Source organism: Desulfosoma profundi, assembly GCF_055387865.1.
In genome coordinates, this window is record NZ_AP042420.1 from 1135461 (window position 1) to 1154329 (window position 18869).

The following is an 18869-nucleotide window of genomic DNA, read 5'->3' on the forward strand; positions in this document are numbered from 1 at the left end:
GGCAGAGAAACCGCGCACTCTCATGAATCCCGCAATGACATCGGCCTCCGAGCTGCGCCAAGATTCCCTTCCCGGGGCTTCCCCTTACGACGACACAACGGCCCTCCGTTATCGGGACACGGCCCTGCTCCTTGCCCCGATGCCTGCATCGGCGTGGTCGGACGGGGTCCAGGAGCTCGTGTCCTCGGTGTCCGCCGGCGTCGCCACGGCTCTGGGGCTCCCGTGTCCGGTGGTGATTTTGGCTGACGGTCTCAAAAGTCCCGGGCCGGTTTCTCCGGTCGGCGAGGGCCCGACGGCTCATCCTTCCAATGGCGACGCTCATACAACCCGTGGGGCACCCTCTCCCGGCGGATTTTTCCCCAACGGCCGTCTCCGGGGGCAGGCATCGCCGGAAAAAGGGATCGTCGTCCACCCCACCCCTGCCGAAGCGGCCGCCCTGTTCCGATGCGCCCATGCCTTTCTCGCGCTCTGGCCCTCGCCCTACCTTGAAACCTGGCTCATGCAGGCCGCGTTGTTTCAAGTGCCCGTCCTCACGGGCCCGAAAACCCCCGAAGCCGTCCGTGGACTGCTCGGGGATGCGGAAGTGCATCTCCAGACCGGCGAGCCTTTGGATACGCTGGCGATTCTGCGGGTGTTTCTTTCGGACCGATCCCTGCGTCGCCGGACCGCCGAAGCGCAACTCCGGCGTTTCCAGCACCTGCACAACCACACTTCCCCAATGTGCCTCGATTATCTTGTGGACGGTCCCTTTGAGACGAGCTACAGTTTGGCGCTGGTCAATCGAGAAGGCGCCCGCGCTCTGGAACGGCGCCATCCGGGACGGGTGGGGCTGGATTTCTTGGGCCGTCCTGAAGCGCATCCCCGGCTCACTCCAGGGGGGCTCGATCGCCACCCGGACCTCGCGGACCTTTTTCATCGAGGGCACACCGCGCCGGCCGCCCGGGTCGTTCTGTGGAACTCTTATCCCCCTTATGTCGCCGGCCGCCCCGGGTTGGTGAACGTTCTCCATAGCTACGGATGGGAAGAAACCGTCTATCCCCAGGAGTACATCGCCCGATTTGCCCGCTGCCTGGACGGCGTGACGGTCATGTCCCGGGCCGTTCGAAAAATCCTCATCGACAACGGCCTGCCCTTGCCGATCCGGGTGAGCGGCCTTGGGGTCGACCATATCACGCGCACCTCCCCCATCCCCTATGACGGGGATCTGGGCCGGGGTTTTCGTTTTCTTTACATCTCGTCGGGATTTCCGCGAAAAGGCGTGGACATCCTCCTCCACGCCTACGGCAAGGCTTTCACCGGCGCCGACGACGTGACCTTGGTCATCAAGACCTTCCCCAACCCCCACAATCGGGTCCACGACTGGGTTCGGGCGTTTCGGGAACGGCACCCCGACCCGCCGCGGGTCATTGTCATTGACGCCGATCTTCCCGACGGGATGATCCGGGACCTTTACCGCCGATGCCATGCCTTTGTGGCACCCACCCGAGGGGAAGGCTTCGGGCTGCCCATGGCGGAAGCCATGCTGGAGGGGCTGCCGGTCATCGTCACGGACGGAAGCGGTCAAGCCGATTTTTGCACGCCGCGCACGGCGTGGTGTGTCCCGGCCCGCTGGACCTACGCCGCCTCGCACCTCAGTCGCCCCGGGTCTCTCTGGCTGGAGCCGGACCCTGACAGCCTTGCGGAAACCATGCGCACTGTGGCCGCCGCCGGTCCGGAGGCGGTCCGGGCGCGTTGCGAGGCGGCCCGACAGTTCGTGACCCGTCACATGACCTGGGATGCTTGGGCCCGCCGGACGGAACAGGCCGTCGAAGTTTTTCAGCGGCCTCAGCCCTGGCGCCATCGTCCCATTCCGCTGGTGTGGGTGTCCACCTGGGGCGGCCGCTGCGGCATCGCCCGGTATTCGCAATACCTTTTGACGCCCATGCTCTCTCGCCCCGGAGCCGTCAAGGCCACCGTCCTCGCCCCGTCGTGGGAATCACCCCTGGTCCCCGACCCCCCTTTCGTCCGCCGGTGTCCCCAAGGCCCGGAAGTGGTGGACAGCGTCCTTGCGGGAGCGGAAGACACGGGGGCCGCCGTCGCCGTCATCCAATATCATCCGGCGTTCTACGACGCAGACCGCCTGTTGGCCCTGGTGGACGCGCTTTCTCGTCGGGGAATCCTCGTCTGGGTCACCTTCCACGCCGTGCACTACGTGGCGGAGGTGCTCCGCGGCGGCGCCGACGTCCTGAAAAAAGCCGCCCGACTGGCCGTGCATACGGTGGACGACGTCAATTTCTTTCGCGAGGCGGGTCTCGACGACAACACCGTCTTGTGGCCTCACGGCCTGCCTTTGGTCCCTCGGCAGTCCGTGGAAGCCGCCAAACGGCGCTTCGGTTTGGAACGGTTCACCGTGCTGGCCACTTTCGGCTTCCTCATGCCCCACAAGGGTGTGTTGGAACTGCTCCAAGCTTTCCAAAAACTCCTGGCGCGCTTTTTCGATCTCTTTTTGGTGTTGGCCACCGCCCGATACCCCACGGACGATTCGGCGCGCCATGCCGAAGAAGTCCGGCAGGCCATCCATCGCATGGGTTTAGAGCGGCGCGTTCTTTTTCTCGAGGATTTTCTGGAGGAAGAAGCGGCATTGGCCCTTTTGCAGGCGGCGGATCTCGTGGTGTACCCGTATCAGTACACGGGGGAATCGTCCAGTGCGGCCGTGCGGTTCGGGATCGCCGCCGGCCGTCCGACAGCCTGCACACCGCTGCGCATCTTTGACGATGTGGCCCCGGTGGTCCATACGCTTCCGGGAACCGACCCCACGGCGTTGGCCCAAGGCATCGGGGAGCTTCTGGCCGATGCCGAAAAGAGAGCCTCCCGTGAGGAAGCCCAGCAGCGCTGGATCGTCCACAACGCCTGGCCTGCCCTGGCGGACAGGATGGAGCGGGTGCTCCGGGCCCTGCTGGTGAATGCGTCCGTATCGGATGAGGAGATCTTCAACGACGATCTCCCGCCCCCGGGCGCCTGACGGGGTGGAACGCCCGGCGGAACTATGGGGTCGACGTACAGTCCGCCGCCTCCATCCGGAGGCGAGTATCCACCCGCTTTGACGATGCCTTCGGCTCCGTCGCGGCCGCCCGGCACTCGGGTCGCCCCCGCACCCCCAGCCGGCCGACCTCGACGATCCGGTCTGTCAATAGATTTGCCAAGTGGGTCCCGGACGGCCCCCCAACAAGGTATCCACCTGGGCCATGGCCTCGGACACGGTGGCCGGATCCGCCGTGACATCGACCAAAACGGCCATGGCGTAGCCTCGTAAGGTATCGTTCCAGACCAATCCCTTCTGCGCCACCCGGTCGGCAAAGTATTGGCCCACATCCACCTTGTTGCGGATCACGGCCCAGTCCGATCCGTGATCTTGCATAGCGGCGTTGATGAGATGGGCGATGACCTGCCCGGGTGTCGCCAGACCGGTACTCAGCGCCGACACCCAATAGTCCAGGCCCGCCGGATCCGGCTCCCGGTTGAGCAAATGGAGGTACACATCCCGCACGAAAGCCCGACGATCGGCGTCCGTCGCGGCTTGCGGGTTATTGAAATACGGATAGAGCGCTTTGGCCTCGGCGGAAAGGGCGAAGTTTTCGGCGACACCCACGGCGGTCAACACACCCGTATTGATCAAATCCAGACAGTACGCTCGACCTTCAGGATCGGGACACCGCCCCCAATAGGCCACATAAAACGAGGCCACCCATCCGATGGCGTTGAGCCCGTCGGTGCCGGGGTACGGGGCATTCACCGCGGGCGGGCACACCGAAACGCCCGTCTTACGGCCGAAATCCTGCGTCCAATAGTGCTGGTAGGTGGTCGGCGGAGCGTAGGCATAGCCCACGCCGATGTCGCAAAACGTGCTGCTGAGGATGTTCGCGCGATGTCCGGGGCTGTTCATCCACGCTTGCATGGCGGCTTCCGGTGTGCTGTATCCCGCCGCAATGTTTTCCCCACAGGCGTTCCACGGGTAGCCGGCCGCCGTGATGCGGTCGCCGGGGGTGCGTCCGTCCAGGCTCGTATGGCTGAAATAATCCTGAGTCGCCATGTCGTCGGAATGGGCCCGGGCGGCCGCAAAGAGCCGATCGTCCCACGCAAGATCATAGAGCTTGTTGATCCGCCGTTCCATGTTGACCAACGCCGCCGTCTGCCATTCGAAATAGATGGGCGTCATCTGAGTGGTCGTTGCGGCGAGCGGCACCGCGGGCGAAAGCTCCCGGACCACGTGGACCGATCCGGCGACGGGGCGGATGTGAAAGACTCTTCCGGAAACCCGGACCGAACCGGCCAGTGTCTCCGGTCCCACGGCCAAAACCCCGTCCATCTGGGAATGTTCGGGATCTTCGACGAAGAGGAGCCGGCTGCCCAGAGGATCCGGGGCGACCGATTTCACCCGAGCCGAAAGGGCCGTGTCCTCGAAGAGAGGGAGAAAAAACTCCTCCCCAGGCTGCAGCGCGCCCACATCCGGATTGAAAACCACGAGGCGCTGGCGGACCACCATGTCCGCATTCGCTTGAGGCAGGGCCACATCATGCCCGAAGTACGGAAACAAGGCCTGTGGGGGAACGACGGCGGCCGAGGCAACCGTCCACAAGGCAACCATCGCCGTCACGATCGCAGACACCATCCTCCTTTTCATGGATCCATCGTCTCCTGTGTTCCGAGGGTTCCTGAGTTCACGGGCCCCCTTCCCACCACCGATGCAGGGTCACATGGGTGCTCACCACGCGAAACCCGGTCCGGTTGTGCCAGTTGAGCGACACCTGGTTTCTCAAAGACAAGCCCGATTCCACAATATGGAAGCCTTCCTTCCGGAAGTGCTCGAAAAGGGCGTGATAAAATCGTGTGCCGAGACCCCGACCGCGTGCCTCCGGATCCAACAACCCCATGTTGAGCGACGCGGAACGCAGCCCCAGCGTGTGCCGCCAATCTTCGTCCCGATACACCATGAAGGCGGCCGGACGACCGTCCTGATCCATGACCAGGACCTTCCGGCCGGGGTCGGCAAAAGCGGATTGGATCCATTTGAAATAGAGGGATTCCGCTTTCGCCGGGTCCACGAAGGGGTCGGCGTGAAACCTGTGGGTCGTGAACGCCCCGTGGGCGTATCGGCACATATACTCCTGATCTTCCGGCCGGGCGTGGCGAAGGGCGGCGACGGGTTCGGCGGCCGGAGGCACGCGATCCAGATCCACCACATTGTAAATGTAGCTTTCGATGTAACGAAATCCGGCGGCTTCCAGGGCATGAATCACGGGAAGCTGCCGGCTGGACAGGCGCATGGACGCAAAACGGACCGCACGGCTGCGGCACCAGTCCAGAAAGGCTTCCAGCAGACGCTCCGCCACGGCCCGATCCCGGGGGTAGCCTTCTTCGGCGGTGAGGATCGTCTCGATGACCGCCACGCCGTAGCCGAAATGCTCCCGGTCCCAGGCGCTGTCCCGGGCGATGAGCACCCCGCGCAGCCAGTCCGCCGGTCCGAGGCTGAAGACCGTCGCGTCGTCCCGGGCGAGGAGCCCTTCGAGGAGCACGCGTTCATGGGCGCGGCTGCGCTCCGGAGGAATCCGCGGATTTTCCAAGTACCGTCCGTAACGATACACGGACATCAAACGATCCAGTTCGGCCGCGTCCGGGCGTTCTCCCAGGCGCACATCCTCGGCCATGGTTTCCCTCCTCATGACGGCCGGGATCCGGCGGCCTCACGGTGATGCCGCTCCTATCCGCACACCAGTAAACCCTGTTGGGGCGACCCCCCGTGGTCGCCCGTAACCCACGCGCCACAGACCCACACCCACGCAAAACCCCACGGACCCTCCCCATTTCGGGCAGGCACAGGCGCCGCCGGCACGGTGCCGTCGCCCACGGGCGGCCCATCTCGGGCAGGCCCAGCCGCCTGCCCCTACAAGGCCCGTTGTCGAGGGGATGTCCCCGGGCGGGTAGGGGCCTGCCCCTACGGCGTCCTTAACCGCGGTTCGCTATCCATTTAAACCCATGTCCACGAAACAATGACGGCCGGGATCCGGCGGCCTGACGGTGACGCCGGTCCTGTCCGCACACCAGTAAACCCTGTAGGGGCGACCCCCCGTGGTCGCCCGTAACCCACGTGCCCCAGACCCACGCGCGCCCCAAACCTTATGGGCCGTCCCCATCTCGGGCAGGCACAGGCGCCGCCGCCCACGGGGCGCCCATCTCGGGCAGGCACAGGGGCCTGCCCCTACAAGGTGCGTTGCCGGGGGGGTGTCCCCGGGCGGGTACGGAGGCCTGCCCCTACGGCGTCCTTAACCGCGGTTCACTATCCATTCAAACCCGTGTCCACGAAACAACAACGGCCGGGATCCGGCAGCCTGACGTTGACGCCGCTCCCATCCGCAGTCCAATAAACCCTGTAGGGGCGACCCCCCGTGGTCGCCCGTAACCCACGCGCCCCAGACCCACGCGCGCCCCAAACCTTATGGGCCGTCCCCATTTCGGGCAGGCACAGGGGCCTGTGCCCGCACGGTGCCGTCGCCCACGGGCGGCCCATCTCGGGCAGGCACAGGGGCCTGCCCCTACAAGGCCCGTTGCCGAGGGGATGTCCCCGGGCGGGTAGGGGCTTGCCCAAACACGGGGTCCATGCCCGTGGGTCTGCATCCATCCAAACCCATGTCCATGCAACAATAAAGGCCGGGACCCGGCGGCCTCACGGTGACGCCGCTTCCATCCGCAGTCCAATAAACCCTGTAGGGGCGACCCCCCGTGGTCGCCCGTAACCCACGTGCCCCAGACCCACACCCACGCAAAACCCCACGGACCCTCCCCATTTCGGGCAGGCACAAGGCCCTGTGCCGGCACGCGGCCGTCGCCCACGGGCGGCCCATTTCGGGCAGGCACAGGGGCCTGCCCCTACAGGTGCGTTGCCGGGGGTGGGCACGGATGCAGGGCGGGTACCCGTTGAGGACCTCAAGGCAAGATCCCCCCCGCCTCCAATCCCACGGGGTTCTTCCGAGCACGTTCCATGCCAAGAACCCCGGACGGTGAGGTCCCCTCCATGCCGGGCTTCGGACTAATCGGATCCGAAATGAATGGTGCCGCCCTCATTGAGGAAACTCAGGTCGAGCTCCCCGCTTTCGGTGACAGGCAGGGACTCTTTGACGCCGGCCCTCGCATGGGCCTCGGCGAGCCTGCCCAAGGTGGGCAAGTGCTGCATGGACAGGAGCTGGCAGAACGCCGCTGCCAACGCCCCGGCCTGATGCAGGCGGTACAGCGCGTCCCGGTCGAGGCTGTGGAGTTTCGCCTCGTCAATGCGATAGAGCCCCTCCACCGCCCGGTCGCCCTGCCCATCCTTGACCACAATGGACCAAGGCACGATGAGTCCTTCCGCATGGAGCGCCGCGCACATCCTTCGGGTCGCGACCTCGTTGGTCCGCACCTGGTGCAAAAAGGCGAGAGTCTTCTGGACGGCCGGGGTGGGTTCGCCCGTGTCGTCAAAGAACGGTTCGCCGGGCCCGGCATCCACCAGCCCGCTTTCCATATCCACGCACAGCGCCATTGCGCCGTCGTGGGTATCGGCCACCGCAAAGGGATAACCTCGGTAGGCGGCCGGAATGTACGGGCCGATCCAGTTCCCGTCGGCGGTGACAAAGAGGTTCCGCCCGGGCTGGAACCCCAAAACGGCCACACAAATCACGTCTTGGCCTTGCAGGAAAAAGGCCAGGGGCAGACTCATGCACGCGCGGGGCAGTTCCTGCGCGACAACGGGGACCACGGTATCCCGGGCCGCAAAATGGTACTTCTCCACACGCCTCCAGCGAAGGTTGACAAAATGGGTCTTAGTGATGGCTTGGAATTTCGGCATTTCTGCACTCCACGGTTTTTGTCCGCCCGCGCGCCACCGGGCCGGCGGCTGTTCTGGCCCCCCCTCGAGCCGCACTTTCACCCCTGCCGCACACTGCGGCGCGGAAAGCGCCCGCCCAGCATCCCCGTGTGAAGTCTTTCAGGCAATCCCCAACGCCTGCAGGACCCTCAGCGGCTTTTCCGCAAAGGCCGCGGCCTGAGCCGTGAGTTCCGCGAGGTTTTCTTCGGGGGTCTCCAGGGTTTTGCCCTCCTTGACGAGGCGCTGCCCTTGAGCCGCAAGCAGATTCCAGACCTCCCGGGCCCAGTCCTGGGGCTCCTTGTGGCCTTGACTCCGCGCCTGCAGGAAGAGCTGGTGGAAGCGCGGGACGGCAATCCCGCCGCCGGTCACGGGACTGGCCAGGTAACCCAGTTCGTGTCGTGTCCGCGCGAGCTGCATGAGGTGCCTGTTGAGCCGGTCGGTCCGTTTTTTCACCTTCTGGATAGTGGCCTCATCCTGGGCCGGGGCGACGGCGCCGCTCCCCATGAGCACTGTGACGGCTTGGACGAGTTGGGCGAAGGTGACGGCCCGGGCCGCCTCGGTGCCGCCTCTGAGTGTGCGTTCGATTTCGCCGACCGTTTTCGGCTTATGGTCCGCCAGGACGTCGAGGATTGGGCCATAGACGGTTTCCTGCAGTGTGGCCTCTCCCAAGGACCCCGTCACCTTGAGGCTCACGTCCGCGCGGGGTTGGATCAGGATGACCCGTTCATGGCGCAGGACCTCGGCCTGTTCCAGGACGGAAAGCCTGCGGGGGCCTTTCATCCAGTAATCCCGCCGAAATTGCTGATGCACGCAAAAGTCGCGCACCAGTTGCCGAAAAATCGTATCGGGGATGTCGTTCAGGAGTTTTTGTTGGTCCAGAGTGAGGTGGATAGCGTCGACGGCATCCAGCAGGTGGGCCGAACACGCAAAGCTCAGTTTGGCCGCCGCAAGCCACTCTCCCATGTCCCGGACACTCATGGGGTGCCAGTCCCGATTGAAGAATTCGTGGGCAAGGTAGTGGCGGTTTTGTTCTTTCATCTTCTTGAGGCGTTCCACAACCGGGGGGTTTGCGCGGGCGAACAAGGGATTCAGCGAAAAGAGCTGTTCGGCGAAGGCGAGGGCGCCGTCGATCCGGCGCACAATCCCCGCACCCTTCGCCCCCAGGAGCTCGGCGTGGGCCGTCAGCAGCTCGCGCAGGGGCACGAATGCCGCCCAGCCGGGGTGCGTATTGTAGCTGATGTAGAGCACCCCGCCCACCTTGAGTTTCCGCTGGACGAAATCCACGATGACCCGGCGGTTTTCGTCGGAAATCCAACTCCAAATCCCATGAAGGCCGATGTAGTCGAAGTCCGGCACGTCCTCACGGGCGCAAAAATCTGCGAAGGCCTGGTCGAAAAGGTGGGCGCCGGAGCCTGCCACTTGGGCCAGTTCCTGGGCGAAAGCCGCCTGGCTCGGGTTGAAGTCGGTGCCCCACCAGGAAACGGTCGATGCGGCCGCATGGAGATTGATGCTCATGCCTTGGCCGAACCCCAGTTCACAGGCGGTGGTCACGGGCGGCGGGACGAACCCGGCGAAAAGAAGGGCCGGTCGAATCCGCAGGGGGTTGAGTTCCGTATAATAGCCGTAGGTGTAGGTGATGTCGGCGACATAGCCGGCGGTCCAGTCGTTCATACCATCCCCCCTCCAGCGAGGAGTCTTTTGGTGTGCGTTCGGTGACACCGAGCTAGCACGGGAGCCTTGAACTTGTCAAATCATCCTCTGTATGCTATCGGGGCACCTGTCGAATTTTTCCGTTCCAGGGGCAGGGGCGCCTTTTTCGGGAGCGCAATCCACGCCGCCGGGCCGTTCATGTTCGGGCGGATTCAGCACCCGGGAATCCGTTGCCCATGAAACAACGTCGGGCGGGATGTCGCCGGTGCATGGTTATGGCCCATGACGTCCGGGAATCCGTGGACCCTGTAGGGGCGTCCCCCCGTGGCCGCCCGTCCACCGGCCGGTCCGGATCGCACCTGCCCCGCCCATTTCTGGCTGGCGCGTGGGTGTCTTCCGCGCCGGCGCGGGGCCTGCACCAATGGGTTGATTCCCTGGTTGTGGCCCGCATGGCGGGCAGGCACGGGGGCCTGCCCCTACAGGTGCGTGCCGTGGGTCGGCATATCATCAAACCCGTGTCCATGACACAGTGACCGCCGGGATGCCGGCGTTCAACGGTCAGGGCACATGACCTCCGGGAATCCGTGGACCATGAAACAACGTCGGGCGGGATACCGCCGGTGCACGGTTGTGGCCCATGACGTCCGGGAATCCGTTGACCCTGTAGGGGCGGCCCCCCGTGGCCGTCCGCAAGCCGGGCGGTTCGGATCGCACGGAGCCCGCTTATTCCGGGCAGGCACTGGGGACATGTTCCGTGCCCACGCGAGATCCTGCACCAATGGGCCCATTCCCGCCCGGCGGCCCGCATTGCGGGCAGGCACAGGGGCCTGCCCCTACAGGATCAATCCCGGGGGGCGGCATCCATTCAAACGCGTGTCAATGAAACAATCACGGCCGTGATGCGTAGGCTTCACGGCGATGGCCCATGACGTCCGGGAATCCGTTGACCCTGTAGGGGCGGCCCCCCGTGGCCGCCCGCAGGCCGGCCGGTCCGGATCGCGCGCACCCCGGCCATTGCGGGTGCGCCCTGGCGACGCCTTCCGCAGAGGCGCGGGATTCTTGACCGATGGGCCCATTCTCTGGTTGTGGCCCGCATTGCGGGCAGGCACAGGAGCCTGCCCCTACAGGATCAATCCCGGGGGGCGGCATCCATTCAAACGCGTGTCAATGAAACAATCACGGCCGTGATGCGTAGGCTTCACGGCGATGGCCCATGACGTCCGGGAATCCGTGGACCCTGTAGGGGCGGCCCCCCGTGGCCGCCCGTAGGCCGACCGGTTCGGATCGCGCACACCCCGCCCATTGCGGGTGCGCCCTGGCGACGCCTTCCGCGCAGGCGAGGGGCCTGCACCAATGGGTTGATTCCCTGATTGTGGCCCGCATTGCGGGCAGGCACAGGGGCCTGCCCCTACAGGATCAATCCCGGGGGGCGGCATCCATTCAAACCCGTGTCAATAAAACAATCACGGCCGTGATGCGTAGACTTCACGGCGATGGCCCATGACGTCCGGGAATCCGTGGACCCTGTAGGGGCGGCCCCCCGTGGCCGCCCGTAGGCCGACCGGTTCGGATCGCGCACACCCCGCCCATTGCGGGTGCGCCCTGGCGACGCCTTCCGCGCAGGCGCGGGATTCTTGAGCGATGGGCCCATTCTCTGGTTGTGGCCCGCATTGCGGGCAGGCACAGGGGCCTGCCCCTACAGGATCAATCCCGGGGGGCGGCATCCATTCAAACCCGTGTCAATGAAACAATCACGGCCGTGATGCGTAGACTTCACGGCGATGGCCCATGACGTCCGGGAATCCATTCCCCCTGTAGGGGCGGCCCCCCGTGGCCGCCCGTAGGCCGACCGGTTCGGATCGCGCGCACCCCGCCCATTGCGGGCACGCAATGGGGACATGTTCGGTGCCCACGCGAGATCCTGCACCGATGGGGGCATTCCCGCCCGGCGGCCCGCATTGCGGGCAGGCACAGGGGCCTGCCCCTACACGGTCGTTGGCCCGGGGATCGGCAACAATGTGGGGTGGGCCCGCGGGCTGCAGGTGGGCACGCAGGCTGTGGGGCACACGTGATGGGGTTTTCGTCCATCGGGCTGAACCCCTAGGGGACGTGGGGGGATCGCGATGCGCGCAGCGGTGCCCCACGCAGGACCTTGACGCGACCGGGTATGCCGCGCTCACGATCCCCGGGCCGATAACGCAGCTCGGGATAGACGGCTTCGTGCTGAGGCAGGAGCCTTTGTGCCGCGGCATGGCCGCGCGCCGCGAGCTCAGCCAGCAGTACGCGCTCCATAGCCCGCACCACGGAGACATCGTCACACGCGCGCGGTGCCGCCCGGCGGATGCGCGCGCCGGGCCGCGTACCGCTTGGGGACGTTTCGCCTCTCGGCGAGAATCTCGCCGAGTCCCGTCTGCAGCCCCAACACAAACCGGGACCCCTGCTCGGTCACTCCAATGACAACGAACCCCGTCGAAGTTGACCCCGTCGACGAACAGATACTTTACCGGCTTATTCGACAGGTCCTTGTTTGTCCACTTCTCCACCGCAGCCTGTCGGCATGCTCGGCAAAACACTTTGAACTTCGCCGGCCTCACCAGGTTGTCATCGACGTCATCCGTTCTCAAGCGGCTACGCCACTCCGCCACAATGGCGTGTTCCCCGTTCATGAACGGCAGGTCGAACTCCATCACTGTGTGCCCCGCAGTATCGCGTGCCGCCGCGTTCGGATACACCCGATGCACCGGCATGCCTCGAGCCTGAAAGACCCGCACCATGGTTGGCTCGACCATGCCCTGCACGAACTGCCACGGTCGATTGCCCAATCGTTTCGGCTGCCGGAAAGCTTCGCGCAACTTACGGTCGGTTTTGTGGTTGCTTCCGCGCAGTTCAGGATTCAGCAGGTGAGTCTCTTGTCTGCGCCGGTCAGTCTTCTGGTTCCGGAGGGCAAGTCCGGCCGCCGGCGAGCGGATGTCTTCCCACCCAGAAACTTCGCTGCCCCCGCTCCCGCCGGCTTGTCCGCGGCTACGCCGAACTGCTTCAGGAACTTCGTTGCGCAGCAAAGTAAGTGAAAGTCCGTGGGTGTCCCTTAGCTTGACCAGTTTGAGTCACAGTGAGGTTGTTTCAGTTTGTCTTTCCGGGGATGGGACTACGTGGTATAGTCCGATCATAAATCGAGTTTTCAAAACCCGCCACTTCAGTCGCTGGATGCGGAAGGCTGGGCTGACCGACGAGGCTCTGTGTGATGCCGTGCGCGAGATGCTGCGGGGACTCATCGACGCAGAACTCGGCGGTGGTGTGGTCAAGAAACGGGTGGGGCCTGCGGTCGGGGCAAGCGTGGTGGTGCCAGAACATTGGTGGTCACCAATAAGGATGACTTATGGTTCTTCGTGTTCGGTTTCAAGAAGAACGAACGGGCCGACATTAGTGTGAAAGAAAAAGAAGCGTTGCTAATGATTGCCCAGGATCTGCTTTCCCTCACCGGCATGGAACTCGATGCAGAGGTCGAGGACGAATCCTTGGAGGAGATCTGCCATGAAGGCGAAGACTAAGGCCAAAAGCCGAATCCTGGAGGCTGTGCATGAGACGGCGGCGGATCTGCATCGCCTAGGCTTCATCGACCAGCACAGGATGCGCAAGTATGACGCACTGTGCCTGGAGCCGGTTCCTGAGTATGACAGCGAGAAGATTCGCTCCTTGCGTGAACGCTACCAGTTGAGTCAGAGCACGCTTGCGTCTCTGCTCAATACCAGCCTTTCCGCTGTTCGTCAGTGGGAGCGGGGTAAGAAGCACCCTAGCGGCCCAACGCAGAAGCTGCTCAACCTTCTTGATCGCAAAGGCCTCGAAGCCTTGATCTGAATGGAAAGCGCGACAGCAACGTGTCGCGGTCCATGCGTCTCCAGCCTTAGCCAAGAAGCGATGGCGCTCTTCGGACAATAAATCCAGCGCCGACGACGTTGTCTTGAGCGGCGCGTCGCCTTTCGGCCCCGAAAGTCGCCACAGGTGGGACGGCATGACGACATTTTCCTAATCGAGGGCGAGTCGTTTCTTTCCGCAGCCACGAAATCGGATCCTTTTGTCGAGAAACTCCGTAAAGCCGACGACACGGCGAGCCCGCTCGGAACAACCGATCTTATAGCGCGACGACCCCCGTTTCGCACCGCCTACTGTACCCATTACCCAGCACGCAGAGCTTTACCATCGGGACCCTCCGCTCTCATCGCGCGTCCACAGTTGCCCAAGGCGGGTTTTTTCAGGCCAAGGCTCGAGCTCCTCGACACTCGGTCGTGTAGGACGCCTGCCCGCCACATCTCGGCCGGCCGCCGTAAGCGCCTCACGCTGATTCGTGAGCGCACCAACGTGAACATCAGAACGGGTGATGACGGCGAGTCGAGTGGGCGTAGCGGCTTCTTTGATCAGCTCGGCCCGGCTCGGCGGCATATCAGGGAGCCAGGCCCGGCGCCGGCTCTTCGAAGCAGACCAAGGGCCCCGGGGTCGGGCGCAAAGGATGGCGGGCAGGCACAGGGGCCTGCCCCTACAGGGTCATTGCCCGGGGGTTGGCAACGATCTTCGATGGGCACGCTGCCGATGAGCGACTCCGCATCGGTGTGGTGATGTAAGATTTTTGTGTAAAATCCAAGCAGTAGAAACAATGGCGCTTTTCCGTTAAGAGAGGGTTTTGCCCAAAACAATTTCAAAGAAAGGAAATGCGCCCAATGGGAATCGGGCTCGGTGTCCCCAAGGTGGTCAGCATTTTCAAAAAGGCTCAGCACAACCCGGAGCAGATATTCCGGATGGTTCGGCTGGATGTAAAGGAAAGAGTTGGACGGGATCTTTCCGAGATGATGAATGCCGAGCTCACCCATTTCCTCGCAAGAGAGCCCTACGAGAGGAAAGATGGTGGCGGGGGGAGCCGGGAGCCGCCAACTCCGGAAACGGCTCTGACGAAAGAAAATTGCCTCTCAAGGGGATAGGGGACGTTTTGACCCAGGTCCCTCGGGAGAGAAAAGGAAGAGTTTCCCAAAGGAAAGATCCAGCGCTGCCAGGTTCATGTGGCCTGAACCGTTCCGGCCAAGGTTCCCCAGAAGTTCAAACAAGAGGTGGCAGACGCGATGAAGTCCATCTTTTATGCCTCCTCTCGGGACAAGGCCCGGGAGTTCCTCGAGGAATTCAAGGAAAGATGGGGAAAGCCTATCCCATCCGCGGTGAAATGTCTGGAGAAGAGCCTGGATGCGTGCCTGACCTTCTTCCACTTCCCTGAAGATGAATGGATCTCTCTTCGAACCACCAACATCATCGAGAGGCTCAATAAAGAGTTTCGCAGAACAACCAGGCCGTTGGAGATCATGGCAGGTGAACAGTCCTGCTCCACACTCCCTGCATTCATTGCATTGAAGATGGAGCTCCACTGGAGGTCCAATCCTCTCGGAAAAGTCGCTAAAAATCTGCCACTTTGGAAACAGTCGGAGGGGGAATGAATTTACACAAAGCGGTTGACACTACCGATTTCAGTATTCCCAAATAAAATGAACCCGTCATCAAACCATAGGGAACGAAATATCATTTTAATCTAGTACTTGAAGGTCAGTCCGTGACTTCGATTGTTGAGGTTAGAATCCCGCGTGGCTCAAGTTTGGTCGAGGGCACCGACCCGACTCTTTTGATGCCGTTAGGTTACACGAGAAATATGTGACTTTTTGGCCGGATGTTTTCACGACCAAGGATTTTTTCATCCGCACAAATGGCTCCTTGTCATTTCTTCCATAAAGACCCTGTCCACGCGCACGGCTTAATGGAAAAACCCTGCCCCTCATGAGAGGGACAGGGCTTTATCTGCTCAAGCAGCTACCCCAAAGCAGTAGATCGGCTGGGAGCCAGGTTAGGCAAAGATGAAGTCTGCTGTCGTAAAGGTACTACCTGTGTTGGCAACCAGCAAAATCACACAGTCATCAGCAGCGGACCAGTTACCATCCTTGTTCGCGTCGATGAACACGAATGTGTCGGTACCGTTGTCAGCGTAGCTAATAGCGCGGTTAGCGCCGTTGTTGAAGAAGCCCACCGCGTCCGCTTCAGAAATGGTGAAGGTCGCGTTAGCACCGGCCCCCGTGATCGTCACCTTGCTGGTGTTGTTGATGACAGCCTGAGCTGCAGCACTGAAGGCGAATGCAGAAACATCAATCAGGTCTTCACCATCATTCCAATTACTAACCTTATCAAAGGCGGTTGCGGTCGAGTCCGTCCGCGCTGCAAGCTTGACCGTCATGGCAACGGCGCCAGCACCAAGATCAATGGTGTCAGCACCACCATTACCCTGAACCACGGTACCGGCCAACTGAGTGGCACTTACTTTAAGAGTGTCACCAGCCGAACCACCTTGCAGCAGGAGCACGGTTGCGGCACTCGATGCGTTGGTCATGATGAACTTGTCCGTCATGCCCGAGGCGTCGATATTAGTGGCAGCAACAGCACCCAGCGTGGTCACGGTCAGTTGCTCATCCCCCGTGAACTTGACCGTCGTAGCGTCCGCGAAGGTGGTAGCAGTAATGGTGTGGCCAGTAGTAACACCAGTCGTTGCTTTCGAGTTGATGGTCACCGTCTCGATATCGGCGGCAACCAAGGAGGCAACCGTGATATTACCTGTAGCGCTCGACAGGTTAAAGGTCAGCGTATCTGCGTTCGAGCCAGCTGCACCAGCCCCTTTTTGCTGAATGGTCAGTGCACTCGTCATGGTAGCGTTAATCGCGACTGCGCCAGTGTCGACAAGGTTGTCGATCGTAACGGCGCCACCAAGGTCAGCGGAGACCGCGACACCAGTAATAGTGCTCGACGTGCCACCACCGGTAATAAGGTCCATGTCGTAGGTGCCCACCGCGGCGCCCGCAGCATCGAAGATTTGGAAGTTCTTGAGCTTGGCTCCCGTGGCAGCTGTCAGATCGGCAGCGTCAGTGAAGCCGATGGTGTTGGTCCCGGCTCCGCCATCGATGGAGTCATTGGCATCCAGCCCCGTACCGAGATAGATCTTGTCATTACCGGACCCACCCGTAACGGTGGTCGACTTACCGGCCGCCTGATCTTCCAGGGTAATGGTCAGATTGCCGGTAAAGGCGGATGCATCCACAGTGTAGCTGTTGGTTTCATTGATATCGGTTGCATCAATACGGATGTCCTTATCGCCAGTGAAGACCAGCTTGGTCGCTGCAGCAGCATTCAGGGTGCCGTCAATGCGGCTAGAAGCGGTCTGGCCCTTGATGTTCAGGGTCTCGACGCCGGCGATCGTGACGTCGTCAACCGAGGCACCGTCCAACACCAAAGTGGCAGAGTCGCTGGTACCGGTCACATCGTTCAGCGTGAAGGTGACATCTGCGCGGTTGGCGCCAGCAGCAGAGGTGTCACCGGAAACGATACCCAGTTGAACAGCCTTGCCAAAGCCCGTGAATTCCACGCCGTCGTCAGCACCGCCGTCAGCGTCGGTAACGCGATCGGCCCACACTTCGGTCACGCCAGTTGCATTCACCAGAGAGAGGGTGGTGTCGATGCCGTCATTACCGCTGGTCGGTTCGTTCAGCATGACCTTCTCAACGCTGTTGAGGGTCGGAGCGATGGTGACAGCAGTGCCACCTGCCTGTTGAATTTTAAGGGTATCGGTGCCTGCCCCACCGTTGAGAACATCACCGGTTTCAGCCGCGCCCGGGCCGGCTTGGAATGTGTCGTCACCAGACGTGCCCGTGAAGTTATCGAACGTACCGGTAACGGTGCTCTTAGTGAGCGTGAAGGTTTGGCCGGTCTGCTCTTCGGTTGTCACGGCGGTTTCAATCTGTTGATAGACGTCCGCGAGGGTGCTGTCCTTGGTCACGTTGTTGATGATGGCTTCCACCTCGTCACTCAGCGCCTCGGTCCACGTGATGCTGTTTTCGACGAGGTAGTCCGTGAAATATTCCGCGGCCAGAGCCTTGTTATACAGCGTGGCCCAATCGTCCGCGCTCGCCCCTTCCTGACCGGCAAAAGCGGAATAGATGACGTCCGCAATAAAAGAGCCCGGGTCTGCGGCGCCCGTCTTCAGTTGGTCGATCCAGTACGCTTTTCCCGCAGCATCCGGCGCGCGTTCAAAAAGGTTTTGGTAAATGGCCGTGACAAACTGATCGTACATGGCATCGGAAATCGGGTAGCCGAGGCTATAAGCGTAAAAAAACCCGTAGGCGGCTTGGGCTTCGGCTTGCAGAGCGAAGTTGGAAGCCACACCGGCAAGGTCCAACGCACCGGTTTCGACCTGGTTAAGCCAGTAGGCGACACCTGCGGGATCGCCGGGACGGCCAAAGTATGCCACGTAAAACGCTTCAATCCATTGCTTGTTCGTCAGTTGACTCATCTTTTCCTCCTCGCGTTCATGAAACGAATGTTCGGAAACGCTGCATGCCGGCAAGGCATTTCACGCACCCCATGCCTTGCCCCCCAAATGGTGATCTTCGGGCCGTTTCGTTTACACCCCCTTTCTCGTCAGTTTTATCCGTGGATTTCAACGTACTGAGTCTTCTGCGTAATATGGCCGTTGTGTATAGTTTCTCAATGCTTGTGCCGCACGGACAAAGCCCTGTCAAGTCAAAAATCTCCGCCGCCGCGTGCGGAGCTTGCCGACACCGGTTCATGAGCAAAGCCCGTGCCGAAGTGTCGAACGGTGTTGGAGCACAAGTGAGGGCACGGCGTGGGGGCGTTTCACTCGCGCCAAGTCGTCGCGTTTTGGGGCCGCCGCGAAGAGTGAGCGCCCGGGGTTGTCAAGTGAGGGCGGGCGTGAAGGCGGGGGGCCGAAGAAGGGGCAAGGGCTGGGGCAAGAAAGGAAGGCACAAAGTGGGGAAGACAGAAGGGCGGGTGACGTTTCGGGCCGGCACAAAGGCCGGGACGGACAATGGGGATTGGTCGCGGGCGTTTGACGGCCGCAGGCAGGCCGGAAACGGCAACGCGGGATGTGGGAATGAGGGGCGGGCCGGCCGTTGGAGGCGCATTGTTATCAGGCCGGCACAAGAGCCGGGACGGACAGGGACAGCTTTTTTTTAGGGGGGGCGGGAAGTTTGGGGGGCGATGATTTTCGGGCCGGCACGGGGCCGGCCCCCACATAATTACGCGGGGGACGTTTCGCGCCGGGACGGACAAGGGGGGGTTGGGCAAGGAATGTTTGGGGCGGGCATGGGGGGGTGGGCCGACGCGGGGGTATGGTTGCGTTCGACCGCTGTTGGTTCGTTTGAACCACGGGCCGCCGGGCGCCCTGGACCCCGTGTCCTCCCCTGGCCGAGCGAACCCGGGGCGGCGGTCAGCCCCGAAAAAAAGCGTCCACCGCGGCGCGGAGCAGGTGAAGATT

The 18869-nt window shown here is 62.5% G+C and carries 10 protein-coding genes and 1 pseudogene; 5 read left to right on the forward strand and 6 right to left on the reverse strand.

Translation table 11 applies throughout. The features are described 5' to 3' along the window. The first annotated feature begins 34 nt into the window (after positions 1 to 34). Positions 35 to 3001, forward strand: coding sequence for a glycosyltransferase family 4 protein (locus ACZ5K9_RS05020; protein ID WP_464273327.1), 2967 nt, complete (start codon positions 35 to 37; stop codon positions 2999 to 3001). A gap of 165 nt (positions 3002 to 3166) precedes the next feature. On the opposite strand, the gene ACZ5K9_RS05025 is transcribed toward ACZ5K9_RS05020, so the two are convergent. The 5 genes from ACZ5K9_RS05025 to ACZ5K9_RS05045 form a co-directional block, all read right to left on the reverse strand. Then, entirely contained in the window at positions 3167 to 4660 is a 1494-nt protein-coding gene (locus ACZ5K9_RS05025; RefSeq protein WP_464273328.1) for a CAP domain-containing protein, read from the reverse strand. Between the two features lie 37 nt (positions 4661 to 4697). Next, on the reverse strand, positions 4698 to 5684 hold the full coding sequence (locus ACZ5K9_RS05030) for an N-acetyltransferase family protein (protein WP_464273329.1): 987 nt from the start codon (positions 5682 to 5684) through the stop codon (positions 4698 to 4700). Positions 5685 to 7063: 1379 nt separating this feature from the next. Continuing rightward, the gene (locus ACZ5K9_RS05035; RefSeq protein ID WP_464273330.1) at positions 7064 to 7855 is read right to left on the reverse strand and encodes a SapC family protein; all 792 of its coding nucleotides are present in this window, start codon (positions 7853 to 7855) and stop codon (positions 7064 to 7066) included. 138 nt (positions 7856 to 7993) lie between these two features. Next, positions 7994 to 9544: a methyltransferase regulatory domain-containing protein gene (locus ACZ5K9_RS05040; RefSeq protein ID WP_464273331.1), complete on the reverse strand. Its 1551-nt coding sequence runs from the start codon at positions 9542 to 9544 to the stop codon at positions 7994 to 7996. Between the two features lie 2079 nt (positions 9545 to 11623). Next, positions 11624 to 11815, reverse strand: coding sequence for a hypothetical protein (locus ACZ5K9_RS05045; protein WP_464273332.1), 192 nt, complete (start codon positions 11813 to 11815; stop codon positions 11624 to 11626). Between the two features lie 912 nt (positions 11816 to 12727). Here ACZ5K9_RS05045 and ACZ5K9_RS05050 point away from each other — a divergent pair. The 4 genes and pseudogenes from ACZ5K9_RS05050 to ACZ5K9_RS05065 all read left to right on the forward strand — a co-directional run. Beyond that, a complete protein-coding gene (locus ACZ5K9_RS05050; RefSeq protein ID WP_464273930.1) occupies positions 12728 to 12952 on the forward strand; it encodes a type II toxin-antitoxin system RelE/ParE family toxin in 225 nt (74 codons plus the stop codon). Further along, positions 12877 to 13071 carry a type II toxin-antitoxin system RelE/ParE family toxin gene (locus tag ACZ5K9_RS05055; RefSeq protein WP_464273333.1) on the forward strand — a complete coding sequence of 65 codons (195 nt, stop codon included), beginning with the start codon at positions 12877 to 12879 and terminating at the stop codon, positions 13069 to 13071. Before ACZ5K9_RS05050 ends, ACZ5K9_RS05055 begins: the two co-directional genes overlap by 76 nt. Beyond that, a complete protein-coding gene (locus tag ACZ5K9_RS05060; RefSeq protein ID WP_464273334.1) occupies positions 13055 to 13378 on the forward strand; it encodes a helix-turn-helix domain-containing protein in 324 nt (107 codons plus the stop codon). The genes ACZ5K9_RS05055 and ACZ5K9_RS05060 overlap by 17 nt, the downstream gene beginning before the upstream one ends. 1148 nt (positions 13379 to 14526) lie before the next feature. Next, positions 14527 to 14997, forward strand: a pseudogene (locus tag ACZ5K9_RS05065) (transposase); the annotation flags it as partial. A 401-nt stretch (positions 14998 to 15398) separates the two neighbouring features. On the opposite strand, the gene ACZ5K9_RS05070 reads toward ACZ5K9_RS05065, so the two are convergent. Continuing rightward, positions 15399 to 17885: a DUF4214 domain-containing protein gene (locus ACZ5K9_RS05070; protein ID WP_464273335.1), complete on the reverse strand. Its 2487-nt coding sequence runs from the start codon at positions 17883 to 17885 to the stop codon at positions 15399 to 15401. Positions 17886 to 18869: the final 984 nt, after the last annotated feature.